We start from the raw sequence: 24854 nt of genomic DNA on the forward strand, positions 1-24854 counted from the left end.
CGGTGCCCGCATGGACCCCGCACAGTTCGATGCCTGCCAGGGGCCGGTACCCGCCCTGCCCATCGGGGACGCAGCCCGGCGACTGGATGCCATCGCCCGCTACGTGGCCCGGACGCGTGAGGAACTCGACCAGCGCGAACAGGACGGCGACCCCCCGGCCCTCGACGCGGAAAAAGCGCTGGCCTTCGCCCACGAGGCCAAGACGCTGTCGCTGACCGACGCCACCGGCGAGACCGTCGCGGTCGTCGTCTCGCCGGCCGTCCTCGAAGTCCTCGAAGACGCCCTCGGGCTGCTCCAGGGAGAACTGGACCGGCAGCGCGGCACCGCCGCACCCGTGACCACGCAGGAGTTGGAGGACCAGCTCCAGGGCCGGATGACGTCCTGAGCCAGGTCGTATGGGAGCGGGCCGCCAGGAACGCGCTGACCCGGTACCGCAAGGACGACCGGGACGGTGTCGACCAAGTACTCGACAGTGTCAACACGCTGCCGCGTAACCCCCGTCCCGATGGTGCGCTGGACTGCGGCGGCGGCAAGTACCGCATCCACGTCGGGCGCTACCGGGTCTGGTACACGATCAAGCAGCGCCAACCGGTCGTGATCGCCGTCGACCTGGTCGGCCGTGTCCGCTGAGGCGGCTGCCTCGCACACCGGCTCACATCCCTCTTTCGTGCCCTTGTGTGACTACTTGCTTACAGTGTGACGCGGGAGGCGCTACCGTGGACAGCCTTTGAACAGCGCACCTGCGCTGGCGCACGGAGGGGCAGTGAGGCCGTGGTCAACAAAAAGCCACTGAATCCCGGCGAGTCACCGGCCGCGTTCTGCGGCGCGCACATGCGCGCCAAGCGCGAGGAAGCCGGGCTGAGCCTTGAGCAGTTGGGGACACGGGTGTTCACGGGCGCCGGGTACCTGGCGCAGATCGAACGGGCGGAGCGGAAACTCCAGCCGGACCTGGCGCAGTTGCTCGACCGCGAGTTCGGCACGGACAGCTTCTTCAAGGACCTGGCCACGGCCATCAAGAAGGCGTCGCGGCTTGCCGAATACTTCGCCGACACGGCGGAGTTGGAGCAGATCGCCACCGCCATCCTCGAATACGCGCCGACACTCATCCCGGGGCTGCTGCAGACCGAGGCCTACGCACGGGCACTTATGGAGGCGGCCGACCCGCTCCGCCCACCTGAGAAGGTGGAGGAGATGGTCGCCGCCCGGCTGGAGCGTTCCCGGCGGTTCTTCGAGAAGGACCAGCCGCGCTTCTGGGTCGTGCTGCACGAGACGCTGATTCGCGCGGGCACCGGAGGGCCCGCGGCAGCGCACGCACAACTGTTGCACCTCGCCACCGCGGTGCGGGAGAAGAAGGTGGTCATCCAGATCTTCCCGCTGGCCTCCGCCATGCCGCCCCCGCTGAACCACATGATCACGTTTTTGACCTTCGAGGACGCCCCACCGATGGTGTACATCGAGAACGAATTCTCGGGTCGCCTGATCGACGATCCGGAGGTGCACGCCCGTTACCGCCGGTCCTACGATTGGCTCCGGGCGGCCGCCCTCTCCCCCGAGGCGTCCCTCACCCTGATCGAATCGCTAATCAAGGAGTACGAGGACCGATGAGCAAGCCCGAACTGCGGACCGCCGGTTGGCGCACCTCCAGCTACAGCAACGGTGACGGCGGCTCCTGCGTCGAGGTCGCGGACGGCATCCTCGACAGCGTCCCGGTCCGGGACACGAAGGACCGCACCGGCCCGGCGCTCTTCGTGCCCGCCACCGCCTGGCAGCCGTTCATCGACAGCCTGAAGGAGACCAACCCATCATGAACTGGCGTACCTCCAGCTACAGCAACGGTGACGGCGGCAACTGCGTCGAGGTCGCGGACGGCGTCCCCCACACCATCCCCGTCCGCGACACCAAGAACGCAAGCGGCCCGGCGCTGTTCATCCCCGCCACCGCCTGGCACCCCTTCATCAAGGCCGCCAAGTCCGGTCGGCTGAACGCCCGCTGACCTTCGGAACGTTTGCGAACGACCGCGCGCCGTTCACTGAGGTTGCACATGCCCGAGGATGACAAGAAGGGCTCCTCCGCCGCCCCACCGCAAGCCGGGCTCGTGAACTGGGAAGCGGCGGCGTTCACTCCGGAGGGCATCGCTCCGGAGTGGGTCGAGGCGGTCCGGGCCGTACCGCGTGCACGGTTCCTGCCGTCGCGGATATGGCCGTTCGACACAGCCTCCGGGCGGCACGTGTTCGTCGACCGTGATGTCGACCCGGTGCGCTGGCAGCGGGCGGCGGAGGCGAATGTGCCGGTCACGGTGCAGTGGGACGACGGCCGGCACGACGGCGAGGACGGCGGCGTGGTGCCGTCCTCCTCCGCCTCCATGCCGAGCCTGGTGCTGGAGATGCTGGCCGACCTCGGCGTCCGGCCGGGCATGACCGCGCTGGAGATCGGCACCGGGACCGGGTGGAACGCCGGGCTGCTGGCCCACCGGCTCGGCAGTGTCGCCGTCACGACCGTGGAGGTTGACGCGGGCGTCGCCGAACGGGCGCGGCGGGCGCTGAAAGACACCGGCCTCACCCCGCGCGTCGTCACGGGGGATGGTTCGGCGGGCTGGCGGTGGTGGGACCGGCGGGGCAGGCCGGGAGTCGGGCGTTTCGGGCTGACCGTCACCCGCGAACGCACCACGCCCTGGCTGGATTCCCCCGACCGGCCCGTTCCCGTCACGGCCGTGTAGTTCGGGCATGCGGCGAACTCCACGCTGCGGCACCGGAGTCCGGCCCACCCCATCCGGGTCACCTCAGCCGGAGGTGACCCCGCCGGGCCAGAGGTACTCGTCCGCGGGCACCGTTCCGTCGCGGAACCACGCCTGGAAGAAGCCGGTGAGGTCCTGTCCGGTGACCGTCTCGGCGAACGCCTCGAACTCGGGCCAGTCGGCGTAGTCGCCGCGCCGTTCCTGCGGCCACTGCCTGATCAGCTGGTGGAACGCCTCGTCGCCGACCTGCGCGCGGAGCGCGTGCAGGGCGAGCGGGCCCTTGGTGTACATGCCCATGCCCGGCGTTTCGCCGGGGCGGTAAAGCTCCGCCCAGAAGCCGGCGTTGTCCTGGTTGGCGATGACCTGCTCGCGGTAGCGGGCGTCGAGGTCGGCGCCGTCCTTGGTCTCGTCCCACAGCCAGGTGGCGTAGGAGGCGAAGCACTCGGCCAGACAGTTGTCCGCGGACCCGCGAGCCGCGACCGCGTTCCCGTACCACTGGTGGGCCTGCTCGTGGACGACGGTGCCGAGGTTCATGAACTGCTCGTTCCCGGCGCCGAGATACACCGGCCGGGTCTGCGGCGCGGTCGCCGGCGCGTCGTCGTTCACGTGCACGAAGACGTTGCCTGCCGCCTGCTGCGGATACGGGCCGAACGTGCCGGAGAGGAAGTCGAGGATCTCCGGCAGCCGGTCCGCCAGCGGTTTGGTGGTCTCCATCAGCTCCGGCGCGTACGCGTTGACGACCGGGGTCCCGTCGGCGAGCGCCGCACGTTCGATGGTGAACCGGTCGATCGACACGGCGATGCGGGCGGGGTCGACCGCGGGCTCCGTCCACTGGAACGTGGCCGTGCCGGACTCGCGGCGCACCGGTCCCTCCCGGCCGATCGAAACGACGCTCCAGCCGTCCGGCACGGTTGCCGTCAGGTGGAAGGCGGCCTTGTCGTGGGCGTCCTCGTGGGCCGTGAACCACGCGCTGGAACTTCCCAGGAACGCGGTGGCCCCGCCCGACGTGGTGGGGTGCCACCCGGCCCCTGGCGTCCCGTCGTACTCGACCCGCACCTGGAACTCGGCGCCGCGCCCGATCGCCGTCGCCGGCACGATGACGAGATCCTTCGCGCCGTCCTGGGCGAAGGACGTCACCGCCTCCCCGTCGACCGTGACCGAACGGACCGTCAACTCGCTGAGGTGCAGCGTGAAACGGTCCAGCTCCGCGGTCGCCGTGGCGGTGACCACCGTGACGCCCCGGAGCAGTTGGGTGTCCGGCTGATAGTCCACCGTGACGTCGTAGTCGGTGACATCGAGGCTCCCACTGCTTGCCGCCGCCCCGGAAACACCGACACCGGTACCGGCGCTCGTGCCGACCAGCACGGCCGCGAGCAGCAGGCACCGGCGGAATCGTCTGCCTTGAATGAGATCCATGCCCGGAATTCTCGACGGAGAAGGCCCAACCGAATGTGCGCATCGCATGACAGACCCCGCAGCCGCGCGCTCTGCCACGCGCCCCCGCACCACCATTACCGTGATGGCCCGGCTCGCACGGAGAGAACGGAGAGAGGGCACATGGCTGGTCAGCATGGTGGCGGCGACGACGAGAAGAAGAAGTAGCGGGGTGGGTCCGGTGGGGCCGGGCTGGACCGCGGCGGTGCGACGCGACAGCGTCGGCCCGGACGTCGTCGTGCGGCGGGCCGGGCGGCGGCGGTTGTGGGACGAGTTGGTCGCCGCCCACGCCTGGTGGCGCGCGGAAGGTGAGCCGGGCATCGAGGACTTCGGCCTGACGGTCACGGCCCGGGGGCGGACGACGGCGTGGCCGCGCTCGCCGGACCGGCCGGTGCCCGTGCGGTGGAGCCCTGAAAGGAGGGCAGCGGGAACGTTGAGCCGAAAAGCGGACATAGACCAGCGGACATAGCCAAGCGGACATAGCCAAACGGACATAGACCAGCGGGCATAACCCTGCCCAAGAAACTCCGTTGTCGGGTCGTGAGGCGGGCTGATACGAAGGTGCAGTGACGTCACTGGATGCACTCGTCAGGCCTGATAAGTACCCGCGTGCGGCGACGTACGACCCGCAGTGGATGGTCGACAACTGTATGGGGCCAAACCCACTATGGCTGCTCGAAGACCTCAGCCGGGACTGCACCTTCCGGCCCGGAATGAAGGTTCTCGATCTCGGGTGCGGACTGGGTATGACCTCGGTCTTCCTGGCGCGCGAGTACGGTGTCGAAGTGTGGGCCTCGGAGTTGTGGGTCCCGGCCGAGGAAAACGCCGCGCGATTCGATCAGGCAGGCGTCGGCGACCAGGTCCACGCCGTGCGTGCCGAAGCGCATGACTTGCCGTTCGAATCGGAACAATTCGATGCGATCCTGGCGGTGGGCAGCTATCACTACTTCGGTACTGACGATCTCTACGTCGGCTACATCGGCAAGTTCCTCAAGACAGGCGGTCAGCTGTCGATCGCCGTGCCGTCACTGCACCGCGAATTGCGCGAGCTCGGTGGTGCCCCGGCGCATCTGCGATCCGGGGCGGGGTGGGAGGTCCTGTCCTTTCACACGCCCGAGTGGTGGCGCTTCCAGTGGGAACAGACCGGACTGTTCCAGGTCACCGCAAGCCGGGCGCAACCCGATGGTTGGCTCGACTGGAAGCTGTGGTGCGAGGCCTGCGCCGAACATTCCCCCAACGAGGTCGTCAGACAAGGATCTCGTGCCACGATCCCCATGCTCGACACCGACGGTGGCGAACTTCTGACTTTCGCGCTCGTCACTGGTCAGAAAAACGGACCTTCGGCGTGATTCCTCGCGTCAGTGACCGGTGTCCTTGCCGTCCGGGACGGACGCCGGCTGATGGACGACCTGCGCGGCAACAAGCCGGCGCTCGGTGACAAGCCGCGGGCCATCCCGGACGGGCGGCCTTCGAGACCTACGAAGCACTACCGTCACGTCACCCGGATGTGCACGGTCGAGCACCTGCCCAGCGGCTACGGCCCAACCGCGCACCGATCCCAGGAGCGCGTCAGCGGCACGACCGGCGCGGACACGACCTCGCAGGCCAGGGGTCAGCCGGGCTCCGACTCCGGCACCGCGGCGCCCGCGGACAGCCGCCCGGCGACGAACCCGGCCGCGGTGAGCCCGGCGATGGCCAGCAGGCTGCTGACGAGGAACGGGTCGACGCCGCCCCAACCGGGCGTGAACCCGATGCCGACGTAGATCGTGACTCCGGTGGCACCGCCCAGCTGGTCGGCGGCTCGCTGGACGCCGGAGGCGATGCCGGCGTCGTCTTCCGTCACGCCGGACACGGCGGCGTACTGGAGCCCGACGATCCCGAAGCCCATCCCCGCGGCGGTGAGAATCATCGCGGGGATCATCGCAGGACCGGCCGCGCCGAGGGCGGCGACCAGCGCGATGGCGGCCATCGCCAGCACGGTGAAGCCGATGCCGATCAGGACACAGACCCGCGCTCCCCACCGGCCGAGCAGCCGGGGCACCAGCACGGAGGCCGCCACCAGGGACACCGCCAGCGGCAGCATCGTCAGGCCCGCTTCGAGCGGGCCTGCGCCCCGCCGGTCCTGGAGGTAGTAGGTGAACAGCAGGAACGAGGTGGACAGTGCCGCGCTCAGCAGAGCGGTGGCAAGGTTGGCCAGGACGCGCGGCCGGTTGCGGAAGAACCGCAGCGGCACGAGCGGGTTCCGCGAACGGCGCTCGGCCCCGATGAACAGGGCCGCGGCCGCTATCGCGCCGACCAGCGCCACCGGCGGGAGCCACGGCAGCGTGCTGTCCTTCTCCCCCGCCTCGACGACCCCGAGGGTGAACAGCAGCGGAGCCGCGGTCAGCAGGAACGAACCGGGCAGATCAAGCGGCGTTCGCTCGGCGGGCCGAACGCTCGGCACGAGGAAGACCACCGCCGCCAGCACGGCCAGGATGAAAGGCACGGACACCAGGAAGATCCACCGCCATCCGAACAGCTCGGTGATGATCCCGGAGAACACGAACCCGAGAACGAGGCCGCAACTCGCGACGGCCGCCCACACGCTGAGCGCCCGCGACCTGCGCGGCCCCTCGGGGAACATGAGCACGATCACCGCCATCGCCGCCGGCAGCGCGATCGCCTCACCGGCACCTTGCAGCAGCCGCGCCGCCACCAGCAGGGGGAACGACGGCGCCAGCCCGGCCAGCAGCGACGCGGCGCCGAAGAGGGCCGTGCCGAGCAGCAGGATGCGGCGCCTGCCGAGCACGTCGCCCAGCCGGCCGCCGAGCATCAGCAGCCCGCCACCGGTGATCGTGTAGCCGACCACGACCCAGGTCAGCGCGTGACCGCCGACGCCGAAGTCGGCGCCGATCGAGGGCAGCGCGATATTGACCACGGTCACGTCGACCGCGATGAAAAATTGCAGCATGGCCATGCTGCACAGCACCAGCCACGCACGCACCGGGGACGATTCCTCCCGGCGCGCAGAAACAATGCCTGAAAACACCAAGTGCTCCGTTGCTCAGAACGAGTTCCGAGCAGCACGAACGTGCCGCTCCGGTTCAACCGGGAAGCGACGAAACGTTCAACAAAGGTGAGACGAACGCCCCGCCGCTAGCGGAGCGTCCTCGTCACCGCGGCAGCAGCGGCCGCGCACGAAGCAGCAGACATGCCACCGATGCTATCGGAGCAGGAACAGGCCGCCGTCCGGGTCCCCCGGGGTGCTACGGGCGCGACAGCAGAGTGCCGGGGTCGACCTCGACCGCGGCCACACCAGAGGAGAACCGCACCATGAACGACCCCATCACCGCATCGGCCGCCGGTACCTGGCGGCTCGGTGAGCTGACCGTGAACCGGATCGGGCTCGGGGCGATGCGCCTCACCGGCAGCGCCGCGTTCGACCTGGGCGCGCCGAGCGACCGGGACGTGTCCCGCCGGGTGCTGCGCCGCGCGCTCGAACTCGGCGTCAACCACATCGACACCGCGTCGTTCTACTTCTCCCGGCTGCGCTCGGCCAACGAGCTGATCAACTCGGCGCTGTCCCCGTACCCGGCGGATCTGGTGATCGTCACCAAGGTCGGGCCCGGCAGGGACCCGTCGGGGCAGTGGTACACGGCCCGGCCGGAGCAGCTGCGCGGCCAGGTGGAGGAGAACCTGCGCCAGCTCGGCCGTGACCACCTCGACGTCGTCAACCTGCGCAGGATGCCGTCCCAGTCGTCGATCGCCGAACACTTCGGTGCCCTCGCCGAGCTGCGCGACGCCGGGCTGATCCGGCACCTGGGGGTTTCCAACGTCACGGCCGCGCAGCTGGCGGAGGCACGGGCCGTCGCCCCCGTGGTGTGCGTGCAGAACCAGTTCCACGTCGACGCCGACGCCGGGGCCGGGTCCGGCGACGACGTGCTGGAGCGCTGCCGCGAACACGGCATCGCGTTCGTGCCCTACTTCGCCATCGCCGGCACGGGCCGTGAGCAGGGCGCCGCCGCCAGGACGGCGGAGAACGCCCAGGTACTGGCCGTCGCCGCCGCGCACGGCGCGTCCGCGGCCCAGGTGCGACTGGCGTGGACGCTGCGACTGGGCCCGCACGTGCTGGCGATCCCGGGCACGGGCGACCCCGCCCACCTTGAGGACAACGTCGCCGCCGGTGCCCTGCGCCTGACCGGCGCGGACATGGACCTGCTCACCGCGCGGGCCTGACCGGCGTCAGGCGGCGCGGCGCGGGCGTGGGCGGCGGCGGCGCGGGGCGCCGCCGCCCGGCGAGCGGTGGGCCGCGCGCCCGGTGGCGCGCGGCTGCGCCGCGGCGGGCCGCGGCGCTTCGGGGGTGACCGGCACGCCGGACGGGGCGCGGGCCCCGGTGATGCGGGCCAGCTCGGCGTCCTCGGGCCCGCGCACCTTGCTGCTGTGCGGGGTGACGCCCGCGTCCCGCATCAGCCGTGCCGTGTCGCCGCGCTGGCTGGGCACGACGAGGGTGACGACGCGCCCCGAGGCCCCGGCGCGCGCGGTCCGGCCGCCGCGGTGCAGGTAGTCCTTGGGGTCGGTGGGCGGGTCGACGTTGACGACGAGGTCGACGTCGTCGACGTGGATGCCGCGGGCGGCGACGTTGGTGGCCACCAGCACGGTGAGGTCACCCGCCTTGAACGCGTCCAGCGAACGGGTGCGCTGCGCCTGCGACTTGCCGCCGTGCAGGGCCGCCGCGCGGACCCCGCCCGCGAGCAGGTTCTTGGCGAGGCGGTTGGCGGCGTGCTTGGTGCGGAGGAACATGATGACCCGGCCGCGGCGTGCGGCGATCCGCAGCACGAGGGCGGCCTTGTCGCCCTCCGCGATGTGCAGCAGGTGGTGTTCCAGCGTGGTGACGGCCGCCGCGGGCGGGTCGACGGAGTGCAGGACCGGATCGTCGAGGAACTGGCGCGTCAGCCGTTCCACGTTGCGGTCGAGGGTCGCGGAGAACAGCATGCGCTGACCGTCGCCGGGCACCTGCCGCAGCAGCCGGGTGACCTGCGGCAGGAAGCCCATGTCGGACATCTGGTCCGCCTCGTCGAGCACGGTGATGCGCACCCGGTCGAGCGCGCAGTCCCCGCGTTCGATCAGGTCGTTGAGCCGCCCCGGGGTGGCGACGAGCACGTCGGCGCCGTCGCGCAGCGCCTTGGCCTGCCGGCCGATCGCCAGACCGCCGACGACGGTGGCCATCCGCAGGTGCACGGCGCGGGCGTAGGGCCGCAGCGCCTCGGTGACCTGCTGGGCCAGCTCCCGGGTGGGAACGAGGACGAGGGCGAGCGGCCGGCGGGCCTCCGCCTTGCTGCCTGCCGTGTTGGCCAGGAGGGGAAGGCCGAAGGCGAGGGTCTTGCCGGAGCCGGTCCTGCCGCGGCCGAGTATGTCGCGCCCGGCCAGCGCGTCGGGAACGGCGGCGGCCTGGACGGGGAACGGAACGGTGATGCGCTGGTGCGCCAGCTCGGCGCACAGGACCGCCGGAAGGCCGATGGCCTCGAACGACGGCGCGGCGGCGGGGGGCTGGGCTGCGGCTGCGGCTGCGGTTGTGGGGGCGGGAGCGCTGCGGTGTGCGGCGGTGGGCCGACGGCGCGAGCGCGCTTGTGCGTGAGCGACCACGGGGGGTGCCTTCCTCGGGGGTACCGGCGGACATTCCGCCGGCCGGTGGTGAGGAACGGTGCACGGTCCCGCGGGCTCCGAGCTGTGCTGTCGTTCCCTGCCGGGGCGGCGCGGGCCCGGCTCCGCACCGGGCGGGTGCGGGGCCGGGCCGAGCGCTGCCCGGTGATCAGGCGGGAACGATGTTCTCGGCCTGGGGGCCCTTCTGACCCTGGGTGACGTCGAAGGTCACCCGCTGGCCTTCCTGAAGCTCACGGAAGCCCTGCGTGGCAATGTTCGAGTAGTGGGCGAAGACGTCGGCGCCGCCACCATCCTGCTGGATGAAGCCGAAGCCCTTCTCCGCGTTGAACCACTTCACGGTGCCACTGGCCATGTCGATCTCCTTCGATGGGACGAGAGAAACGGAATCCACACGGTGCGGACTCCGTGGTTACGGAAATGAGCCCATCCGGAAAAGACCGGTAAAAAATACAAAAGCGCCCGTCGGTCACTACCGCCAGGCGCACATAAGAATTTCATGGGTACCAAAACTGCAACTGCACCCAGCCTAACACACCCCGGGACGCGGAAGCCGCGGGGTGTGTCGCGGGGTGTGTCGCGGGCGGCGGCGGGCCGGTCAGCGGGCGTGGGCCCGCAGGTGGAGACCGTTCGGCGCCATCACGATGCGCGGCCGGGGCCGCGCCCCGCTGCCCGGCACCGGCCGCAGGTCCCAGCGGCCGGCGAGCGCGGAGACGGCGATGACGGCCTCCTGCACGGCGAAGCGCGCGCCGATACAGATGCGGGCCCCGGCGCCGAACGGCACGTAGCCGGGGTAGGGCACGAGAGCCGAGCGCTCGCTCCAGCGGTCGGGGTCGAACCGTTCCGGCTCGGGGAAGACCGCCGGATCGTGGTGGAGCTGGTAGGGGCTGACGTAGAACTCCGTCCCCGCCGGGAAGCGGTGGCCGCCGAGGTCCACCTCCCGGGTGGCGCTCCTGGCGATGATCCAGGTCGGCGAGTGGTGACGCAGCGTCTCGGCGAACATCGCCTGGGTGAACGGGAGCCGCGGCACATCCTGGGCGGTGGCGGTCCTGCCGCCCAGGACGGCGTCCAGCTCCTCGTGCAGACGTCTTCGCAGCGCGGGCTCCTCGGCCACGCGGTGGAAGAACCACGCCAGCACGCTGGCCGTGGTCTCCGTGCCGGCGGCGAGGAAGGTGACCACCTGGTGGCGGAGCTCCTCGTCGGTGAACGGCGCCTCCCCGCTGTCGCCGCCCGCCATCAGCGCGTTCAGCAGCCCGCCGCCGCCGGGGTCGGCGCGGGCCGCCGCCACGGCGTGCGCGCAGGTGGCGTCCGCCGCCGCCACCGCGGCGGCGAAGCGGCGGGCCGAGGGGAGCGGGAGGTTACGCGCCCACTCGGGCAGCACCATGTGCCGGAACACCTCGCCGTCCAGCAGGCCGTTGAACACGCTGATCATCTCGTCGACGCTGGCGAGGTCGAAGCTGGTCAGCAGGGAGCGGATGGTCACGCGCTGGGTCAGCTCGTTCATCGCGGGGACGAAGTCCACCGTCTCGCCGTCGTGCCAGGACCGCGTCAGCCGTTCGGCCTCCTCGGCCATCACCCGGTCGGCCTCGCCGATCCGCTCCCGCGTGAACGCGGACTGCATCAGCCGGCGCTGCCTGCGGTGCTCGGAGACGGGGCAGGTGAGCAGCCCGTTCCCCAGCACCGCGCGGGCCTGCTCGGCCACCTGGCCGCCCTTGTCGAAGTCCTGGACGTTGGTCAGGACGGAGTGCGCCAGCTTCGGATCGGCGACCAGATAGCCGCGGCGGCCCCGCAGCTTGAGTTCCAGCACGCCCGCGCGCTCGGTGCACTGCCGCAGGAAGCCGAGCGGGTCCCGCCAGAGTGCGGCGGTGTGGCCCAGCACGGGTACGGCGCCGGGCGCCACGGGTACGGTCGAAGGCTCGGACACAGGCATGGTTCCCCCGTACGGTTGGCCGGGCGTACGCGGGGCGCCGGCGGCGCTCCGCGGCTCACGGGTCGGTCGGGCATCGCTCGGGTCGGTCGGGCATCGCTCAGGAACCCCGCGGTCACCGGGGCTCGCACACCTGAGCGATGAGGCGTCATGCTATGCGGGCACCGTTCGGTCAACCAGGGACGCGTTCAAGGGCGTTGGGCTCCGCCGCGGTCGGCGGCCAGGGCCGGGCGGCCCGGCCGCGCCCGTTCGCGGTGCGGGGTGCGCACGGGCCGGTGACGGCGGCGCACTGCTGGTCGGGGGCCCCTTTCCGCGCCGGAGGCGCACACCGGAACGCACGCCGGAACGCGCGGTGCGGCGGGGGCGCGAGCGGCGTCGCACGCACCGGCCGCGGGGGCGCGGCGAACGCGGCGGAAGCGGCAGCAGTTGAACGGGGCGCCGTTCCGTGAGGTCCGTTAATGATTTGCCCCGGCCGCCGGGACCGGCCTAGGCTCCCGTGCTTCCCCTCCCACCGAGCCAGGGCCCGGTGGGAGCCGGCCGGACGGCAACCGGCCGGCGAGACCTCTCCGCCGACTCGCACCACCACCGGAGGCTTCGCCGTGCCCGCCCGTTCCCCGCTGGATACCGAACGTGATCACCTCGCCGCCTCGCGTGCCGCGCTGAGCGCCATGCGGGCCGACGCCGAGTCGCTCGACCTGACCGGCGTCGCCCCGAACTGGGTCAGCGCCGAAGTGCTGCGCGGCGACATCGCGGTGCGCATCAAGTCCCTGGCCGACCTGGCGCACACGCCGCTGTTCTTCGGTCGGCTCGACTACCTGCACGCGCTCGACGAGGACGACGAGAGCGGCAACCGCTTCTACATCGGGCGCCGCCACGTGCACGACGCGGACGGCGACCCCATGGTCATCGACTGGCGGGCACCGGTGTCGCAGCCGTTCTACCGCGCGACGAAACGGGACCCGCAGGACATCGCGCTGCGGCGCCGGTTCGGCTACGACGGCGGGGAGCTGACCGCCTACGAGGACGAGCACCTGTCCGACCTGGAGGAGGCCGAGAAGAGCAGCGCACTGCTCCAGCGCGAGATCGAACGGCCGCGCGTCGGACCGATGCGGGACATCGTCGCGACCATCCAGCCGGAGCAGGACGAGATCGTCCGCGCCCCGCTGTCCGGGTCCGTCTGCGTGCAGGGCGCGCCCGGCACCGGGAAGACGGCCGTCGGGCTGCACCGGGTGGCGTACCTCCTGTACAGCCACCGGGAACGGCTCGCGCGCAGCGGCACGCTCGTGGTCGGTCCGAACCGGTCGTTCCTGCGCTACATCGAGCAGGTGCTGCCCGCGCTCGGCGAGATGGAGGTGAAGCAGGCCACCGTGGACGAGCTGGTCGCGCACGTGGAGGTGCGCGGCACCGACCCGGCGACGGCGGCGGGCATCAAGGGCGACGCGCGGATGGCCGAGGTGCTGCGGCGGGCCGTTCGGTCCGGGCTGCGGATGCCGTCCGAGCCGGTCGTCGTGGTGCGCGGCTCGCGGCGCTGGCGCGTTCCGGTGTACGAACTGGAGGAGATCGTCCGCGAGTTGCAGTCCCGCGACATGCGGTACGGCTCGGCCCGCGAGGCGCTGCCGCAGCGCATCGCGCACGCGGTGCTGGTGCAGATGGAACGGGCGGGCGAGGCGCCGGACGACCGGGTGCAGAACGCGGTGGCCCGCACCCCCGCGGTCAAGGCGGCCGTGAAGGAGTGCTGGCCGCAGGTCGACCCGGCCAAGCTGGTGCTGCGGCTCCTCTCGGACGCGGACTTCCTCGCCGAGCAGGCCGACGGAATCCTCGACCCGGAGGAGCAGAAGGCCGTGCTGTGGGCGAAGCCGCCGCGCGGCGTTAAGTCGGCGCGCTGGTCCCCGGCCGACGCCGTGCTGATCGACGAGGCGCGGGACCTGGTGGAGCGCACCGGCTCGCTCGGGCACGTCGTACTCGACGAGGCGCAGGACCTCTCGCCGATGCAGTACCGGGCGGTCGGCCGCCGGTGCAGCACCGGTTCCGTGACGATCCTGGGCGACATCGCGCAGGGCACCACCCCGTGGGCCACGCCGAGCTGGGCGGCGGCGCTCGCGCACCTCGGCAAGCCGGAGGCGGCGGTGGAGGAGCTGACGCAGGGCTTCCGCGTGCCGCGGAAGGTCATCGCGTACGCCTCGCGGCTGCTGCCCGCCATCGCGCCGGAACTGTCCGAGGCCACCTCGATCCGCGACTCCCCCGGCTCGCTCGACGTGCGGACCGTTCCGGCCGGGGAGCTGGCCGGCGCGGTGGCCGCGGCCTGCGCGCGGGCCCTGGAGCACGAGGGCTCGGTCGGCCTGATCGCGGCCGACGCCCGCGTTCCCGTGCTGGCGCGGGCCCTGGCCGACGCCGGCCTCGCCCACCTGACGCCCGGCGAGGAGACCTCCGCCGAGGCCCGGCTGACGCTGGTGCCCGCCTCGCTCGCCAAGGGCCTCGAATACGACTACGTGGTGCTGGACGAACCGGCGGCCGTGGTGGACGGCGAGCCGGACGAACGCACCGGCCTGCGCCGCCTGTACGTGGCCCTGACCAGGGCGGTCTCCGGCCTGGCGATCGTGCACGCGACCGAGCTGCCCGAGCCGCTGCGCGCACCGCCGCGCTCCTGGTGACAATGCTGGTGACAATGGCGGCATGGCATCGGAACCGACCGGGCGCGAGCCGCTGCTCGCGCCGCGGGTGCAGGAGGAACTGCTGGCGCGCTGGGACGAGCCGCACCGGCACTACCACACGACGGCACACCTGCGGGACGTGCTGGAACGGCTGACGCCGCTGCGGGAGTACGCGGACGATCCGGCGGCCGTGGTGCTCGCGGCCTGGTTCCACGACGCGGTGTACGACCCGCGGGCGGCGGACAACGAGGAGCAGTCGGCACGCCTCGCGGAACGGCTGCTGGCCGGCGACCCGCGCGGCGGCGAGGTGGCCAGGCTGGTGCGGCTGACCGCGGACCACGATCCGGCGGACGGCGACGCGAACGGCGCCGCGCTGTGCGACGCCGACCTCGGCGTCCTGGCCGGCGCGCCGGCCGCGTACGCGGCGTACGCCGCGGCCGTGCGGCAGGAGTACGGCTTCGTGGCCGACGACGCGTTCCGCGCGGGCCGCGCCGACGTGCTGCGCCGCCTGCTGGCGCTGCCCCGCCTGTTCCGCACCCCGCACGGCCGGGCGCACTGGGAGGCCACGGCCAGATTCAACCTGCACACCGAACTCGACCTGCTGACCGCCTACGGTGTGTAGGCGGTGCTCGGTGCCGCGGCGCGCCGTTCGCCGGTCGCGATCACGCGGGCGGGGCGCGTGCCGCGCGACTGGAGCCAGGCGCCGGCCAGCGCCCCGAGCACGAGCAGCGCGCCGAGCCACGCGGTCCAGGCGTAGCCGAGCCCGCCGCTGATGACCAGGCCGCCAGCCCAAGGACCCACGGTGTTCCCGGTGTTGAACGAGGAGGTGGCGGTGGCCCCGGCCAGGGTCGGGGCGCCGGACGCGACGTCGAAGATGCGGGCGTTCAGGCCGGGCGCGCACAGGAACGCGGCCACGCCGAGCAGCGCCGACAGCAGGACGACGGCGACCGCGTGCTGCGCGGTCATGGCGACCAGCGCGAGCACCACGACCGCCGCGGTGAGCCCGCTGTAGAGCGTGCCGAACATGTGCGCGTCGGCGAGCCGGCCGCCGAGTGCCGTTCCGATGAGCGCGCCGACGCCGTAGAGCACCAGCACCACGGGCACCCAGCCCTCGCCGAGGCCGGTGACGTCGGTCAGGAGCGGCGCGAGGTAGGAGAAGAAGCAGAACGTGCCGGCCGCGAACAGCGCGGTCGTGGCCATCGCGAGCCACACCTGCGGATTGCGGTAGACGCGCAGCTCGGTGCGCAGGGCGGGCCGTTCGGCGGCGTCGTCCCTGGGCGAGGTGCGGGGCACGAAGAGCAGGACGCCGACCAGGCCGACGACGGTCATCAGCGCCACCGCCCAGAACGCGGACCGCCAGCCGAGGCTCTGCCCCAGCGCCGCGCCGCCGGGCACGCCCGCGATGTTCGCGATGCTCAGCCCGCCGATCATCACCGCCATGGTGCGCGCGCGGGCGTGCGCAGGCACCAGGGAGATCGCGACGGCAGCGCCCACGGCCCAGAATCCGGCGCACGCCAGCGCGCTCACCACCCGGCAGACGAAGAGCACCGCGTATCCGGGCGCGAGCGCCCCCACCACGTGCCCCACGGCGAAGACGGCGAGCAGCCCGACGAGCGTCGTGCGCCGCGGCAGCCGCTGCGTCGCCGCGGCCAGCACCGGGGCGCCGACGACCATGCCGATGGCGAAGGCCGATATCAGTAGCCCCGCGCTGGGTATGGAGACGTCCAGATCGTCGGCGACCTCGGGCAGCAGCCCGGACAGCATGAATTCCGAGGTGCCAAGTGCGAAAATCGCCGCGCCGATGACGTACACGGCGAGGGGCAGGCGGGCGGGCGGTGCGGTCGACCCGGTCGGGGTCGTGGGATGAGCGGACACGCGTCGGACAACGGACACGGCGCCCGGCCTCATTCCCCGGTGCTCCTGCCGGCCCGTGCCCACATCCGTTCCTCGAAGGCGCGGACGGCCACGGACGACCACCGACGGCCACGGTGCGGGACGCGGTGCGGGACGCGGGCGAAGGCGTGGCCGGTCAGGGGAGGAGCTGGACGTACCCGTCGGTTCCGTGCACGCGGATTCGCTGTCCGTCCCGGATCAGCCGGGTGGCCTGATCCACGCCCACGACGGCGGGCAGGCCGTACTCCCGGGCGATCACCGCGCCATGGGTCATCAGGCCGCCCACCTCCGTCACCAGGCCGGCGACTCCGACGAAAAGCGGCGACCAGCCCGGGTCGGTGAAGGCTGTGACCAGGATGTCGCCCGCTTCGAGGTCGGCGTCCGCCATATCGAGGACGACCCGGGCCCTGCCCTCCACGGTCCCGGCGGAAACCGGCAGGCCGATCAGGGCGCCGGCCGGCACGTCGTCACGCCGGTACGCCCCCGTGATGGCCTCGCCATCCGATGTGAGCACCCGGGGCGGCGTGAGCGCGTGGTACGACCGGAACGCTTCCTTGCGCTGCCGGATGAGCTGGGCGTCCGCCTGGTTCGAGCGGGCGACGTCGTGGAGTTCGTGGAAGGTGAGGTAGAAGATGTCCTCCTTCTCGTGAAGCACGCCCGCCCGCACCAGGCGCCCGGCCTCATCGAGCAGGGCCCGCTTGTAGACGGAATAACGGCTGACGATGCCGTACTTCGGGTACTCCCGGTAGCCGATGAACGCTCTGACCTGGTCGATCATCCGCTTGGCCGCGTCGGCCTTCCAGTCTCCGTCCGGCAGGGCACGCAAGCGGGAGCGCACGTCCCGTTCCTTCTCCCGCGCCTTCTGCCGCCCTTGTTCGAAACGCCGCTCGGCGGCGCCCGGCTCGGAGTTCCTGACATGGTCGAGAATCACGGGCACGAGGGTGGTGGGGCGCTCGTGCCAGCGCGGCCTCGTGATGTCGATCTCGCCGACGCAGCGCATGCCGTACCGGTCGAGGTAGTCCTCGATGGCGTCGCGCGCTTCGGTCCCACCGGGGAGCTTCGCCAGCTCGTCCAGGAAGTCGTCGTTCCCGACGCCCGCCAGGAACGCCACCACCTCCGGCTTCGAGCGGATCACGTCCGCGACGTCGAGCAGCGCGAGACCCATCTCCGACGTGACGTTGCCCGGGGCGGACAGGGTGAGGGTGTCGGCCGCGTTCTTCTCGCCCAGCCACTCGTACAGCTTGTCGTTGAGCCACCACGTGGCCTCCATCCCCGCCATGATCGCCCGAAAGCTCAGCGGATCACCGAGGACCCGCTTGTGCTCCTCGAAGGCCCCCAGCAGGAAGTCGAAAAGCGCCGGTCCGCTCTTCGTCCGGATGTCGCGCTCCAGGGCCGCGACGGAAGCCCGGCTGCGCTCGATCAGCTCGGCGACGATGGCCGGATCGGGCTCGCCCGGGGCGGACGCACCGCCGGCCCGCGGCCCACCGGGACCCGGGTCGGGTTCCGGGAGCAGCGGAACGAAATCCTCGCGGTCGAGAACGGTTTCCAGCGCGTCCCTGATCCGCGGGTCTTCTCGTCCCGTGATGCCGAGAAGGGCGGCGCGGCCCGCGGGCGAGGCCAGGTTCGAGGTGGCGTCGACGAACAGCCTCCCGCCGGCCTCGTGCATCGGCACCATGGCCGTCAGCTGCCACATGGAGAACCCCAGGGGCTTCATGGGGTCGGTCATCATCTGCTGATGGCCGACGGAGACGAAGACGTGATTCTCCCGGTCGCCGGTCGCCGGAATGGGGAACAGCGTCGTGATCGGCCGGCTCTGGACGATCCGGAAGTCGTCGTCGGCCAGGCACCATTCGATGTCCTGCGGGCAGCCGAAGTGCGCTTCGATCCGCCGCCCGAGCCGCACGAGACGAACGGCCTGCGCGTCCGTCAGCGCCGGCTCTTCCTGCCGCCGCGGGGGGATCGCCACTTCCCGCGTACCGCCACCGGGCCCGGAGGGCTGAACGGCACGCTGTTTCGCGGCGATGGTCCTGGCGACGACTTCGCCGTGCCGCACCTTGAAGCTGTCCGGGTTCACCAGTCCCGACACCAGTGCCTCCCCGAGGCCGAAGCCGGCGTCCACGACCGCGACCTTCCGGTTGCCCGTGACGGGGTCGGCCGTGAACAGGACACCGGCCGCATGCGGGAAGACCATCTGCTGCACGACCACGGCCATGTGGACCGCACGGTGGTCGATGCCCTGCTGCCGGCGGTAGGTCACGGCCCGCTCGGTGAACAGCGAGGCCCAGCACCGGCTGACGTGCCGGAGGACGGCCGCGGGGCCAACGACGTTCAGGTACGTGTCCTGCTGTCCGGCGAAGGAGGCCGTGGGCAGGTCCTCCGCCGTCGCGCTGGATCGGACGGCGCAGGCGGCTTGCTCGCCGAGCGGGGCGAGTGCGCGGGTGATCGCCGCCGCGAGATCGCCCGGGATGGCAATCTCTTCGATGGTCAGGCGAAGCTGCGCGCTGAGCGTGCGGATCGCCTCCCGGTCGTCCGGGTCCACGCGAGACAGCTGGTCGAGCCGGTCGTCGACCGACGGCGCTCCGGCCATGATCCGGCGGAAGGCGTCCGTCGTCACGCAGAAGCCACCGGGCACGCGGATGCCTTCGATCCGCGACAGCCCGCCCAGGTGCGCGCCCTTGCCCCCGACGAGCGCGACCTGCTTCTCGTCGACCTCTTGGAGATCCAGCACGTACTGCTCACTCATGGCGATACCTCCGGGGCAGCCGTGCCGCCGAACAACGACACACGCACGTCATGCCCTCTGTTTCCGCAGGTTGTGGCTTTGGGCGACGATTCTGCGCGGTAACGGGGGCCTTGCGGCAAGTCCCCCGGTGCGCTATACGTTGAGAGAGGCAAGGAGAGAGACGTTCTCCTTGCCTTTGTCTTTTGGCGTTGTTCCGACGCGCCCGGTGCTCTCGTTACTCCCGGTCCCCCGTCGTCCGCGGCCGGAACAGGTGCCGGTGGGCCAGCGTCCAGGCGACCCGGTCGTCCAGTTCCCGCAGGTGCCCCTCCGCCGCCCACGTGGCCTGCGGCTCGTGGCCGGCCGCCGCGAGGCGCCGCACCACCTCGGTCGTCTCCCGCTGGGCACGCGCGACCGCGTCCACCATGCCGTCGGCCGAGGGCAGGCCGTAGGCGGCGCAGAAGTGCGCGATGCGGCGCGGCCGGTCGGGCGGGCCCGGGTGGGCGAGCCACCGCACGGCCTCGGCGTCGTCGCGGAACGGGGCGGCGTACTCCAGGGCGTACGCCACGTCGTGGCGCGCCGGCGCGGGGCGGGCGTGGTCCCAGTCGATGAGCCCGACGGGACGCCCTTCGCGCCAGACCACGTTCCAGGGACCGAAGTCGCCGTGGCAGACGATGTCACCGGCACCGGGCTCGAAGGGCCGCGGCCCCGCGGACCACACCGCGCCGGGCGGCGGTGTGAAATCCGCCACCGCCTCGTGGTAGTCGCGCAGCAGCCGGGCGAACGCGGCCAGGCCCGCGTCGTCGACGATCCTCGCCCACCCGGCCGGCCCCGCCTCGCCCTCGATATGGGTGAGGACCTCGCGGCCCCGCTCGTCGAAACCGAGCGGCCGCGGGGCGTACGGGAAGCCGGCCGCGGCCAGGTGGGCCAGCAGCGCGTGCACGGTCGGCGTCCACGGCGCGGCGGGCCTGCGGACGGTGTCCCCGATCCGCACGACCCGCCGGTGCGGGCCGTTCTGCAGTACCTCGCCCCCGCCGTCGCCCCCGCTGTCGTCCGTCGTCCCGGTCATCCGCGCATGCTGGCAGCCGCCGTCTCCGGCCGCCAACCGGTTATCGGCTCGCCGGAACGACGCGGTAGTCGAGGCGGAAGACGAGGTTGTGCAGGTCGGCCGCGAGGATGGCGCGCAGGGTCGGGAGTTCGGCGGCGGCCTGCTCCGCGGTGAACACGTTGAGCGGCCACTCGCCGACCGTGACGCCCCGCAGGTGCGGGTGGTGGAACGCGGTGCCGTAGTGCGCGAGCAGCGCGAGCGGCGGCACGTCGGCCTCGCGCTGCTCGGGCCAGGTGAGCGTCCAGCGCGCCTCGACACCGTCCGGGGTGTGCCGCACACCGGTCGCGACGAGGTCGCCGGTGCCGAGCAGCAGGTGGGCGTCGATCTCGCCGAGTGCCTGCCGCGCGGGCGGATCGAGCAGCGCCGCGGCCTCGGCGAACAGTTCCTCCTTCGCCTCCCGCGTCGTCGCCGCGCCGCCGTGCGTTCCCTCCCGGAGGTCGGCGAAGTGGCGCAGCAGGGCGGCGGCATGGTGCGGGGGCAGCGGCGAGGCGGGCGGCGGTGCAGTCATGCCCCCAGCATGCCGCGCGCGCCCCGGCGAACGCGGCAACCGGTACCGGACGGGCGCGGGCGTCAGCCGTGTTTGCGGCGGCGGAGACCGGCTTCGTGGAGGCGGCGGACCAGCTCCTTGCTGCCGACTTCCACCGCGCCGAGCGCCACCGCCGCGCGGTACCGCTCCGCCGGTACGTCGTAGTGGTCACGTTCGAACGCACGGGGCGGCGAGCCGAGCCGTGCGGCGAAGGCGTGCAGCTCGGCGAAGGACTCGTCGCTGACCAGGTGCGACCACATCCGGCCGTGTCCCGGCCAGCTCGGCGGATCGATGAGAACGGTCATTGCCGCGCCCCCGCGAGGGAGCCCACCGCCGCCACCGGCCGGCCGGTCACCCCGCACACCCAGTGCGGGTGCTCGCCCAGCTCAGGCTCCACGTCCAGCGCGTGCGGCTCCAGCTCCACGCACAGCGGGCACAGCGGCCACCGGCCGTGCCGCTCAAGCAACTCGTCCTGAATGTCCTGTGCCAGCAGCCCGGTGACGAAAACTGCCCCCGCCGGCCACTGGTCGCACCACCAGCGGCGGTGGGAAACTGCCTTCTCCAGCATGGAAACTTCCGCCGGCCCGGCTACCCCGTCCGCCGCCAGATCGGCCAGCACCAGGGCCCTGCCCCGGTGCAGGGCCTCCTCCGAAGTCGGCTGTTCCATACCGACCATTGCACCAGAGTCCCGGCCATTTTCCGACCCGTCCCGTGACCCGGAGGGCTTGACGGACCGTCTCTGCCGAAAATACGTTTCACCTGTGAGGAACGCGATGAAGGAAAATTTCGCCCGCCGGGCCGGAAGACCCCGTCCCGTCGCCGTCGCTCCCCGCCCCGCACCCCCGGAGCCGGGGGCGCTCGCCGCCAAGGTGCGGACCATGGCACCCTCCATGACCCGTTCCATGCAGCGCGTCGCCGAAACCGTCGCCGGGGACCCGGCCGGCTGCGCCGCGCTCACCGTGACCGGCCTCGCCGAGCGCACCGGCACCAGCGAGGCCACCGTCGTCCGCACCGCGCGCCTCCTCGGCTACCCCGGGTACCGCGACCTGCGGCTCGCCCTGGCCGGGCTCGCCGCGCAGCAGGCGTCGGGCGCCGCGCCCGCCGTCACGGCGGACATCTCCGTGGACGACCCGATGAGCGAGGTGGTCGCCAAGCTCACGGCGGACGAGCGGCAGACCCTCACCGACACCGCGGGGGCCCTCGACCTGGCCCAGCTGGAGGCGTCCGTCGGCGCCCTGGCCTCGGCCCGCCGCATCGACGTGTACGGCATCGGCGCGTCCTCGCTCGTCGCGCAGGACCTGGCCCAGAAACTGCTGCGCATCGGCCTGGTCGCGCACGCCCACGCCGACCCGCACCTCGCGGTCACCAACGCCGTGCAGCTGCGCACCGGCGACGTCGCCATCGCCATCACCCACTCCGGCAGAACCGTGGACGTGATCGAGCCGCTCCAGGCCGCGTTCGACCACGGCGCGACGACGATAGCCGTCACGGGCCGCCCGGACGGGGAGGTCACCCAGTACGCGGACCACGTGCTGACCACCTCCACCGCGCGGGAGAGCGAGCTGCGCCCGGCCGCCATGTCCAGCAGGACCAGCCAGCTGCTCGTCGTCGACTGCCTGTTCATCGGGGTGGCGCAGCGCACCTACGAGTCGGCGGCGCCCGCGCTGCACGCCAGTTACGAGGCGCTGGCCCACCGCCATTCGCCACGCGATCGCTGATACCACCAGACCGGAGAGAGCCGCTCCCGATGGCCACCGAGTTCGACGCGCTGACGACCGAGGCGTACCGCCCCGAGCTTGCCGAGATCGACCAACGCCCCACGCTGGAGATCGCCCGCCTCATGAACGCCGAGGACGCGGGCGTTCCCGGCGCCGTGGCCGCCGAGCTGCCGCGCATCGCCGCCGCCATCGACGCGGCGGCGGCGCGCATGGCGCGCGGCGGGCGGCTGCTGTACCTGGGTGCCGGGACCGCGGGGCGGCTCGGCGTGCTGGACGCGAGCGAGTGCCCGCCCACGTTCAACACCGGGCCGAACGAGGTGATCGGCCTCATCGCCGGCGGCCCCGACGCGCTGGTGTCGGCCGTGGAGGGCGCCGAGGACAGCAGACAGCTGGCCGCGGCCGACCTCGACGGGCGGCACGTCACCGCCGACGACGTGGTCGTCGGCATCTCGGCCTCCGGCCGCACCCCGTACGCGGTCGGCGCCGTCGAGCACGCCCGCGCCAGGGGGGCGCTCACCATCGGGGTGTCCTGCAACGCGGGCTCGCCGCTCGCGGCGGCGGCCGAGCACGGCATCGAGGTGGTCGTGGGCCCGGAGCTGATCACGGGCTCCACGCGGCTGAAGGCGGGCACGGCGCAGAAGCTGGTGCTCAACATGATCTCGACCATCAGCATGATCCGGCTCGGCAAGACCTACGGAAACCTGATGGTCGACGTCCGGGCCTCCAACGACAAGCTCCGCGCCAGGTCGCGGCGCATCGTCCACCTCGCCACCGGCGCGCCCGCCGAGGTCATCGAGAGCGCGCTGACGGCGACCGGCGGCGAGGTGAAGCACGCGATCCTCACGATCCTCGGCGGCGTGGACGCGCCCACGGCCGGCCGGCTGCTGAGCCAGTCGCACGGCCACCTGCGCGCGGCCCTGACCGCGGCCCGCGGATGACGGCCGCGGCCACGGTCACGCCGTTCCTCGAAGCGGCCGGGATACCGGCCGCCGAGCTGGCCGGGTGCGAGCCGCTGACCGGCGGCACGTACAACACGCTGCTGCGCGTCCGGCTGCGGGCGGGCACCCGCCTGGTGCTCAAGCTGCCGCCGCCCCGCGAGGTGCCCGCCCTCGCCTACGAACGGGACCTGCTGCGCGGCGAGGTGATGTTCTACCGCGCGGCGGCGGGCGTCGGCGTGCCGGTGCCCGAGGTGGTGGCCGCGGGCGACGGCTTCGTGCTGATGACGGAGTGCGCGGGCACCGGTTGGCATCAGGCACCGCCGCCCGCGGCGGACCGCGACCGGCTGCGCCGGGCACTGGGCGAGCTGGCCGGGCGCCTGCACACGGTCACGGGCCCGCGCTTCGGCTACCCGAGCGGGGCGATCCCGGCCGCGGACGGGTGGCGCGGCACGTTCCTGGCGATGCTGTCGGCCCTGCTGGACGACGCCGAACGGTACGCCGTCCGCCTGCCCGTGCCGGCCGAACGGATACGCGCGCTGGCTTCGGCCGCGGCACCCGCCCTTGATGAGGTCACGGTCCCCGTGCTGGTGCACTTCGACCTGTGGGACGGCAACGTGCTGATCGACGGCGGGGAGATCAGCGCGCTGATCGACGGCGAACGCATGATGTGGGGCGACCCCCTGGCCGAGCTGACCTCGCTGAACCTGCTGGGCGGGCCCGAGGACGACGCGGCCCTGCTCGCCGGCTACGCGGTGGGCGGCGGCAGGACCGCGTTCGACGAGGCGGCGCACCTGCGTATGGCGCTCTACCGCTGCTACCTGTACCTGATCATGCTGATCGAGGCGGCCCCCCGCGGCTACGGCGCCGACCGGCACGCGATGCTCGACGCCCGGGTGAAACCGGCCCTGCGCGCCGCCCTGGACCGCCTCGCGCCCTGACTCCGCGCCCTGACTCCGCGCCCTGACTCCCGCGGGCCCGGGGCCCGGGGTCAGGCCCGCCGCAGGGCGCGGTGGACCGTTGCCGTCGTGGCGCCGTAGACCAGGTGCGGAATCACGTCGGAGACCCAGTCCCCCGCACGCCACGTGCCCGGCTTCGTCACGCCGAGCGCGGTGGCGGGCACGTCGCTGCCCGCCATGGCCGCCGCGCCGAGCGCCGGTCCCGACAGCCAGCCGGGAAACCGGCCGCCGGCCGAGCGGAACAGCGCGTAGGCCGCGCCCACACCGAGGCCCGTCACATACCCCAGCAGGGCGCCCGCAGCCTGCTCGCGCGCCGGTGCATGCTCCTCGTCGCCCGGGTTCACCCCGGTCCGCACGGCCAGTTCATCGGCGACCTGATCCGGCGTGCTGCTCGCGGGCCGCCCGCGGATCAGCATGTCGCCGTACGTCGCGACGTTCAGCGCGGCCGTGCCGGCCGTCCCGGCCAGCAGCCCCTTGGTGAGTGCGTGCATCGGTGCTCCTCCCGCGTCCATCCGCCCGCGTTCCGCTTCCGCTCCCCGGAGTACCCGCGACGGACCGTGCCACGCGCACGCACGGCGAAGGGCGGCACCCCGGGGGGTGCCGCCCTGTGCGC

The 24854-nt window shown here is 72.5% G+C and carries 26 protein-coding genes; 14 read left to right on the forward strand and 12 right to left on the reverse strand.

All coding sequences use genetic code 11. The features are described from left to right. Nucleotides 1–10 precede the first annotated feature (10 nt). The 6 genes from RM779_RS04945 (at nt 11) to RM779_RS04970 (ending at nt 2716) form a co-directional block, all read left to right on the forward strand. Nucleotides 11–385: a hypothetical protein gene (locus tag RM779_RS04945; protein WP_311616164.1), complete on the forward strand. Its 375-nt coding sequence runs from the start codon at nt 11–13 to the stop codon at nt 383–385. Then, entirely contained in the window at nt 382–630 is a 249-nt protein-coding gene (locus tag RM779_RS04950; protein WP_311616522.1) for a type II toxin-antitoxin system RelE family toxin, read from the forward strand. Before RM779_RS04945 ends, RM779_RS04950 begins: the two co-directional genes overlap by 4 nt. Before the next feature lie 141 nt (nt 631–771). After that, a complete protein-coding gene (locus tag RM779_RS04955; RefSeq protein ID WP_311616165.1) occupies nt 772–1605 on the forward strand; it encodes a helix-turn-helix domain-containing protein in 834 nt (277 codons plus the stop codon). Continuing rightward, on the forward strand, nt 1602–1808 hold the full coding sequence (locus tag RM779_RS04960; protein WP_311616166.1) for a DUF397 domain-containing protein: 207 nt from the start codon (nt 1602–1604) through the stop codon (nt 1806–1808). Before RM779_RS04955 ends, RM779_RS04960 begins: the two co-directional genes overlap by 4 nt. Further along, nucleotides 1805–1993: a DUF397 domain-containing protein gene (locus RM779_RS04965; RefSeq protein WP_311616167.1), complete on the forward strand. Its 189-nt coding sequence runs from the start codon at nt 1805–1807 to the stop codon at nt 1991–1993. The genes RM779_RS04960 and RM779_RS04965 overlap by 4 nt, the downstream gene beginning before the upstream one ends. A gap of 48 nt (nt 1994–2041) precedes the next feature. Beyond that, nucleotides 2042–2716, forward strand: coding sequence for a methyltransferase domain-containing protein (locus RM779_RS04970; RefSeq protein ID WP_311616168.1), 675 nt, complete (start codon nt 2042–2044; stop codon nt 2714–2716). A gap of 63 nt (nt 2717–2779) precedes the next feature. Here the strand turns inward: RM779_RS04970 and RM779_RS04975 are convergent, their stop codons facing one another. Further along, on the reverse strand, nt 2780–4150 hold the full coding sequence (locus tag RM779_RS04975) for a M1 family aminopeptidase (RefSeq protein ID WP_311616169.1): 1371 nt from the start codon (nt 4148–4150) through the stop codon (nt 2780–2782). Nucleotides 4151–4373: 223 nt separating this feature from the next. Here RM779_RS04975 and RM779_RS04980 point away from each other — a divergent pair, with 223 nt between their 5' ends. Both RM779_RS04980 and RM779_RS04985 read left to right on the forward strand, forming a co-directional pair. Beyond that, complete coding sequence (locus RM779_RS04980) at nt 4374–4637, forward strand: hypothetical protein (RefSeq protein ID WP_311616170.1); 264 nt, start codon at nt 4374–4376, stop codon at nt 4635–4637. 97 nt (nt 4638–4734) lie between these two features. Then, nucleotides 4735–5517, forward strand: coding sequence for an SAM-dependent methyltransferase (locus RM779_RS04985; protein ID WP_311616171.1), 783 nt, complete (start codon nt 4735–4737; stop codon nt 5515–5517). A gap of 263 nt (nt 5518–5780) precedes the next feature. Here the strand turns inward: RM779_RS04985 and RM779_RS04990 are convergent, their stop codons facing one another. Continuing rightward, entirely contained in the window at nt 5781–7124 is a 1344-nt protein-coding gene (locus RM779_RS04990) for an MFS transporter (protein WP_311616524.1), read from the reverse strand. A gap of 356 nt (nt 7125–7480) precedes the next feature. Between RM779_RS04990 and RM779_RS04995 the strand changes: the two genes are divergently transcribed. Beyond that, on the forward strand, nt 7481–8383 hold the full coding sequence (locus RM779_RS04995) for an aldo/keto reductase (RefSeq protein ID WP_311616172.1): 903 nt from the start codon (nt 7481–7483) through the stop codon (nt 8381–8383). 6 nt (nt 8384–8389) lie between these two features. Here the strand turns inward: RM779_RS04995 and RM779_RS05000 are convergent, their stop codons facing one another. The 3 genes from RM779_RS05000 to RM779_RS05010 form a co-directional block, all read right to left on the reverse strand. After that, entirely contained in the window at nt 8390–9790 is a 1401-nt protein-coding gene (locus RM779_RS05000; protein ID WP_394813221.1) for a DEAD/DEAH box helicase, read from the reverse strand. Nucleotides 9791–9956: 166 nt separating this feature from the next. Then, entirely contained in the window at nt 9957–10160 is a 204-nt protein-coding gene (locus RM779_RS05005; RefSeq protein ID WP_077060780.1) for a cold-shock protein, read from the reverse strand. 243 nt (nt 10161–10403) lie between these two features. Beyond that, nucleotides 10404–11729, reverse strand: a complete 1326-nt coding sequence (locus RM779_RS05010; protein ID WP_311616173.1) for a cytochrome P450 — start codon at nt 11727–11729, stop codon at nt 10404–10406. 461 nt (nt 11730–12190) lie between these two features. Between RM779_RS05010 and RM779_RS05015 the strand changes: the two genes are divergently transcribed. Together RM779_RS05015 and RM779_RS05020 are read left to right on the forward strand one after the other, a co-directional pair. Then, complete coding sequence (locus RM779_RS05015; RefSeq protein WP_394813222.1) at nt 12191–14383, forward strand: HelD family protein; 2193 nt, start codon at nt 12191–12193, stop codon at nt 14381–14383. A 22-nt stretch (nt 14384–14405) separates the two neighbouring features. Then, entirely contained in the window at nt 14406–15005 is a 600-nt protein-coding gene (locus tag RM779_RS05020; protein WP_311616175.1) for an HD domain-containing protein, read from the forward strand. On the opposite strand, the gene RM779_RS05025 is transcribed toward RM779_RS05020, so the two are convergent. The 6 genes from RM779_RS05025 to RM779_RS05050 all read right to left on the reverse strand — a co-directional run bounded on the left by RM779_RS05025 (nt 14993) and on the right by RM779_RS05050 (nt 21305). After that, on the reverse strand, nt 14993–16207 hold the full coding sequence (locus tag RM779_RS05025) for a Cmx/CmrA family chloramphenicol efflux MFS transporter (RefSeq protein WP_311616528.1): 1215 nt from the start codon (nt 16205–16207) through the stop codon (nt 14993–14995). The two genes, RM779_RS05020 and RM779_RS05025, sit on opposite strands and share 13 nt — an antisense overlap. A 205-nt stretch (nt 16208–16412) precedes the next feature. Then, entirely contained in the window at nt 16413–19019 is a 2607-nt protein-coding gene (gene rph / locus RM779_RS05030) for a rifamycin-inactivating phosphotransferase (RefSeq protein ID WP_311616177.1), read from the reverse strand. 214 nt (nt 19020–19233) lie between these two features. Then, on the reverse strand, nt 19234–20064 hold the full coding sequence (locus tag RM779_RS05035) for an aminoglycoside phosphotransferase family protein (protein WP_311616179.1): 831 nt from the start codon (nt 20062–20064) through the stop codon (nt 19234–19236). Between the two features lie 40 nt (nt 20065–20104). Next, entirely contained in the window at nt 20105–20611 is a 507-nt protein-coding gene (locus RM779_RS05040) for a hypothetical protein (RefSeq protein ID WP_311616181.1), read from the reverse strand. Nucleotides 20612–20673: 62 nt separating this feature from the next. Beyond that, complete coding sequence (locus tag RM779_RS05045; protein WP_311616183.1) at nt 20674–20934, reverse strand: DUF4031 domain-containing protein; 261 nt, start codon at nt 20932–20934, stop codon at nt 20674–20676. Continuing rightward, nucleotides 20931–21305 carry a hypothetical protein gene (locus RM779_RS05050; protein ID WP_077060773.1) on the reverse strand — a complete coding sequence of 125 codons (375 nt, stop codon included), beginning with the start codon at nt 21303–21305 and terminating at the stop codon, nt 20931–20933. Before RM779_RS05050 ends, RM779_RS05045 begins: the two co-directional genes overlap by 4 nt. Before the next feature lie 97 nt (nt 21306–21402). Here RM779_RS05050 and RM779_RS05055 point away from each other — a divergent pair, with 97 nt between their 5' ends. From RM779_RS05055 to RM779_RS05065, 3 genes are read left to right on the forward strand one after another with little or no spacing between them, the layout of a single operon-like run. Then, on the forward strand, nt 21403–22347 hold the full coding sequence (locus tag RM779_RS05055) for a MurR/RpiR family transcriptional regulator (RefSeq protein WP_171987750.1): 945 nt from the start codon (nt 21403–21405) through the stop codon (nt 22345–22347). Nucleotides 22348–22376: 29 nt separating this feature from the next. Further along, the gene (gene murQ, locus RM779_RS05060) at nt 22377–23285 is read left to right on the forward strand and encodes an N-acetylmuramic acid 6-phosphate etherase (protein ID WP_311616186.1); all 909 of its coding nucleotides are present in this window, start codon (nt 22377–22379) and stop codon (nt 23283–23285) included. Continuing rightward, nucleotides 23282–24223 (forward strand): phosphotransferase family protein, encoded by a 942-nt coding sequence (locus RM779_RS05065; protein WP_311616188.1) that lies wholly within the window; start codon nt 23282–23284, stop codon nt 24221–24223. Before murQ ends, RM779_RS05065 begins: the two co-directional genes overlap by 4 nt. 50 nt (nt 24224–24273) lie before the next feature. On the opposite strand, the gene RM779_RS05070 is transcribed toward RM779_RS05065, so the two are convergent. Next, nucleotides 24274–24732 (reverse strand): hypothetical protein, encoded by a 459-nt coding sequence (locus RM779_RS05070; RefSeq protein WP_311616189.1) that lies wholly within the window; start codon nt 24730–24732, stop codon nt 24274–24276. Between the last annotated feature and the right edge of the window lie 122 nt (nt 24733–24854).

This window comes from Streptomyces johnsoniae (genome assembly GCF_031845565.1).
In the GTDB taxonomy this organism is placed as follows: Bacteria; Actinomycetota; Actinomycetes; order Streptomycetales; family Streptomycetaceae; genus Streptomyces; species Streptomyces johnsoniae.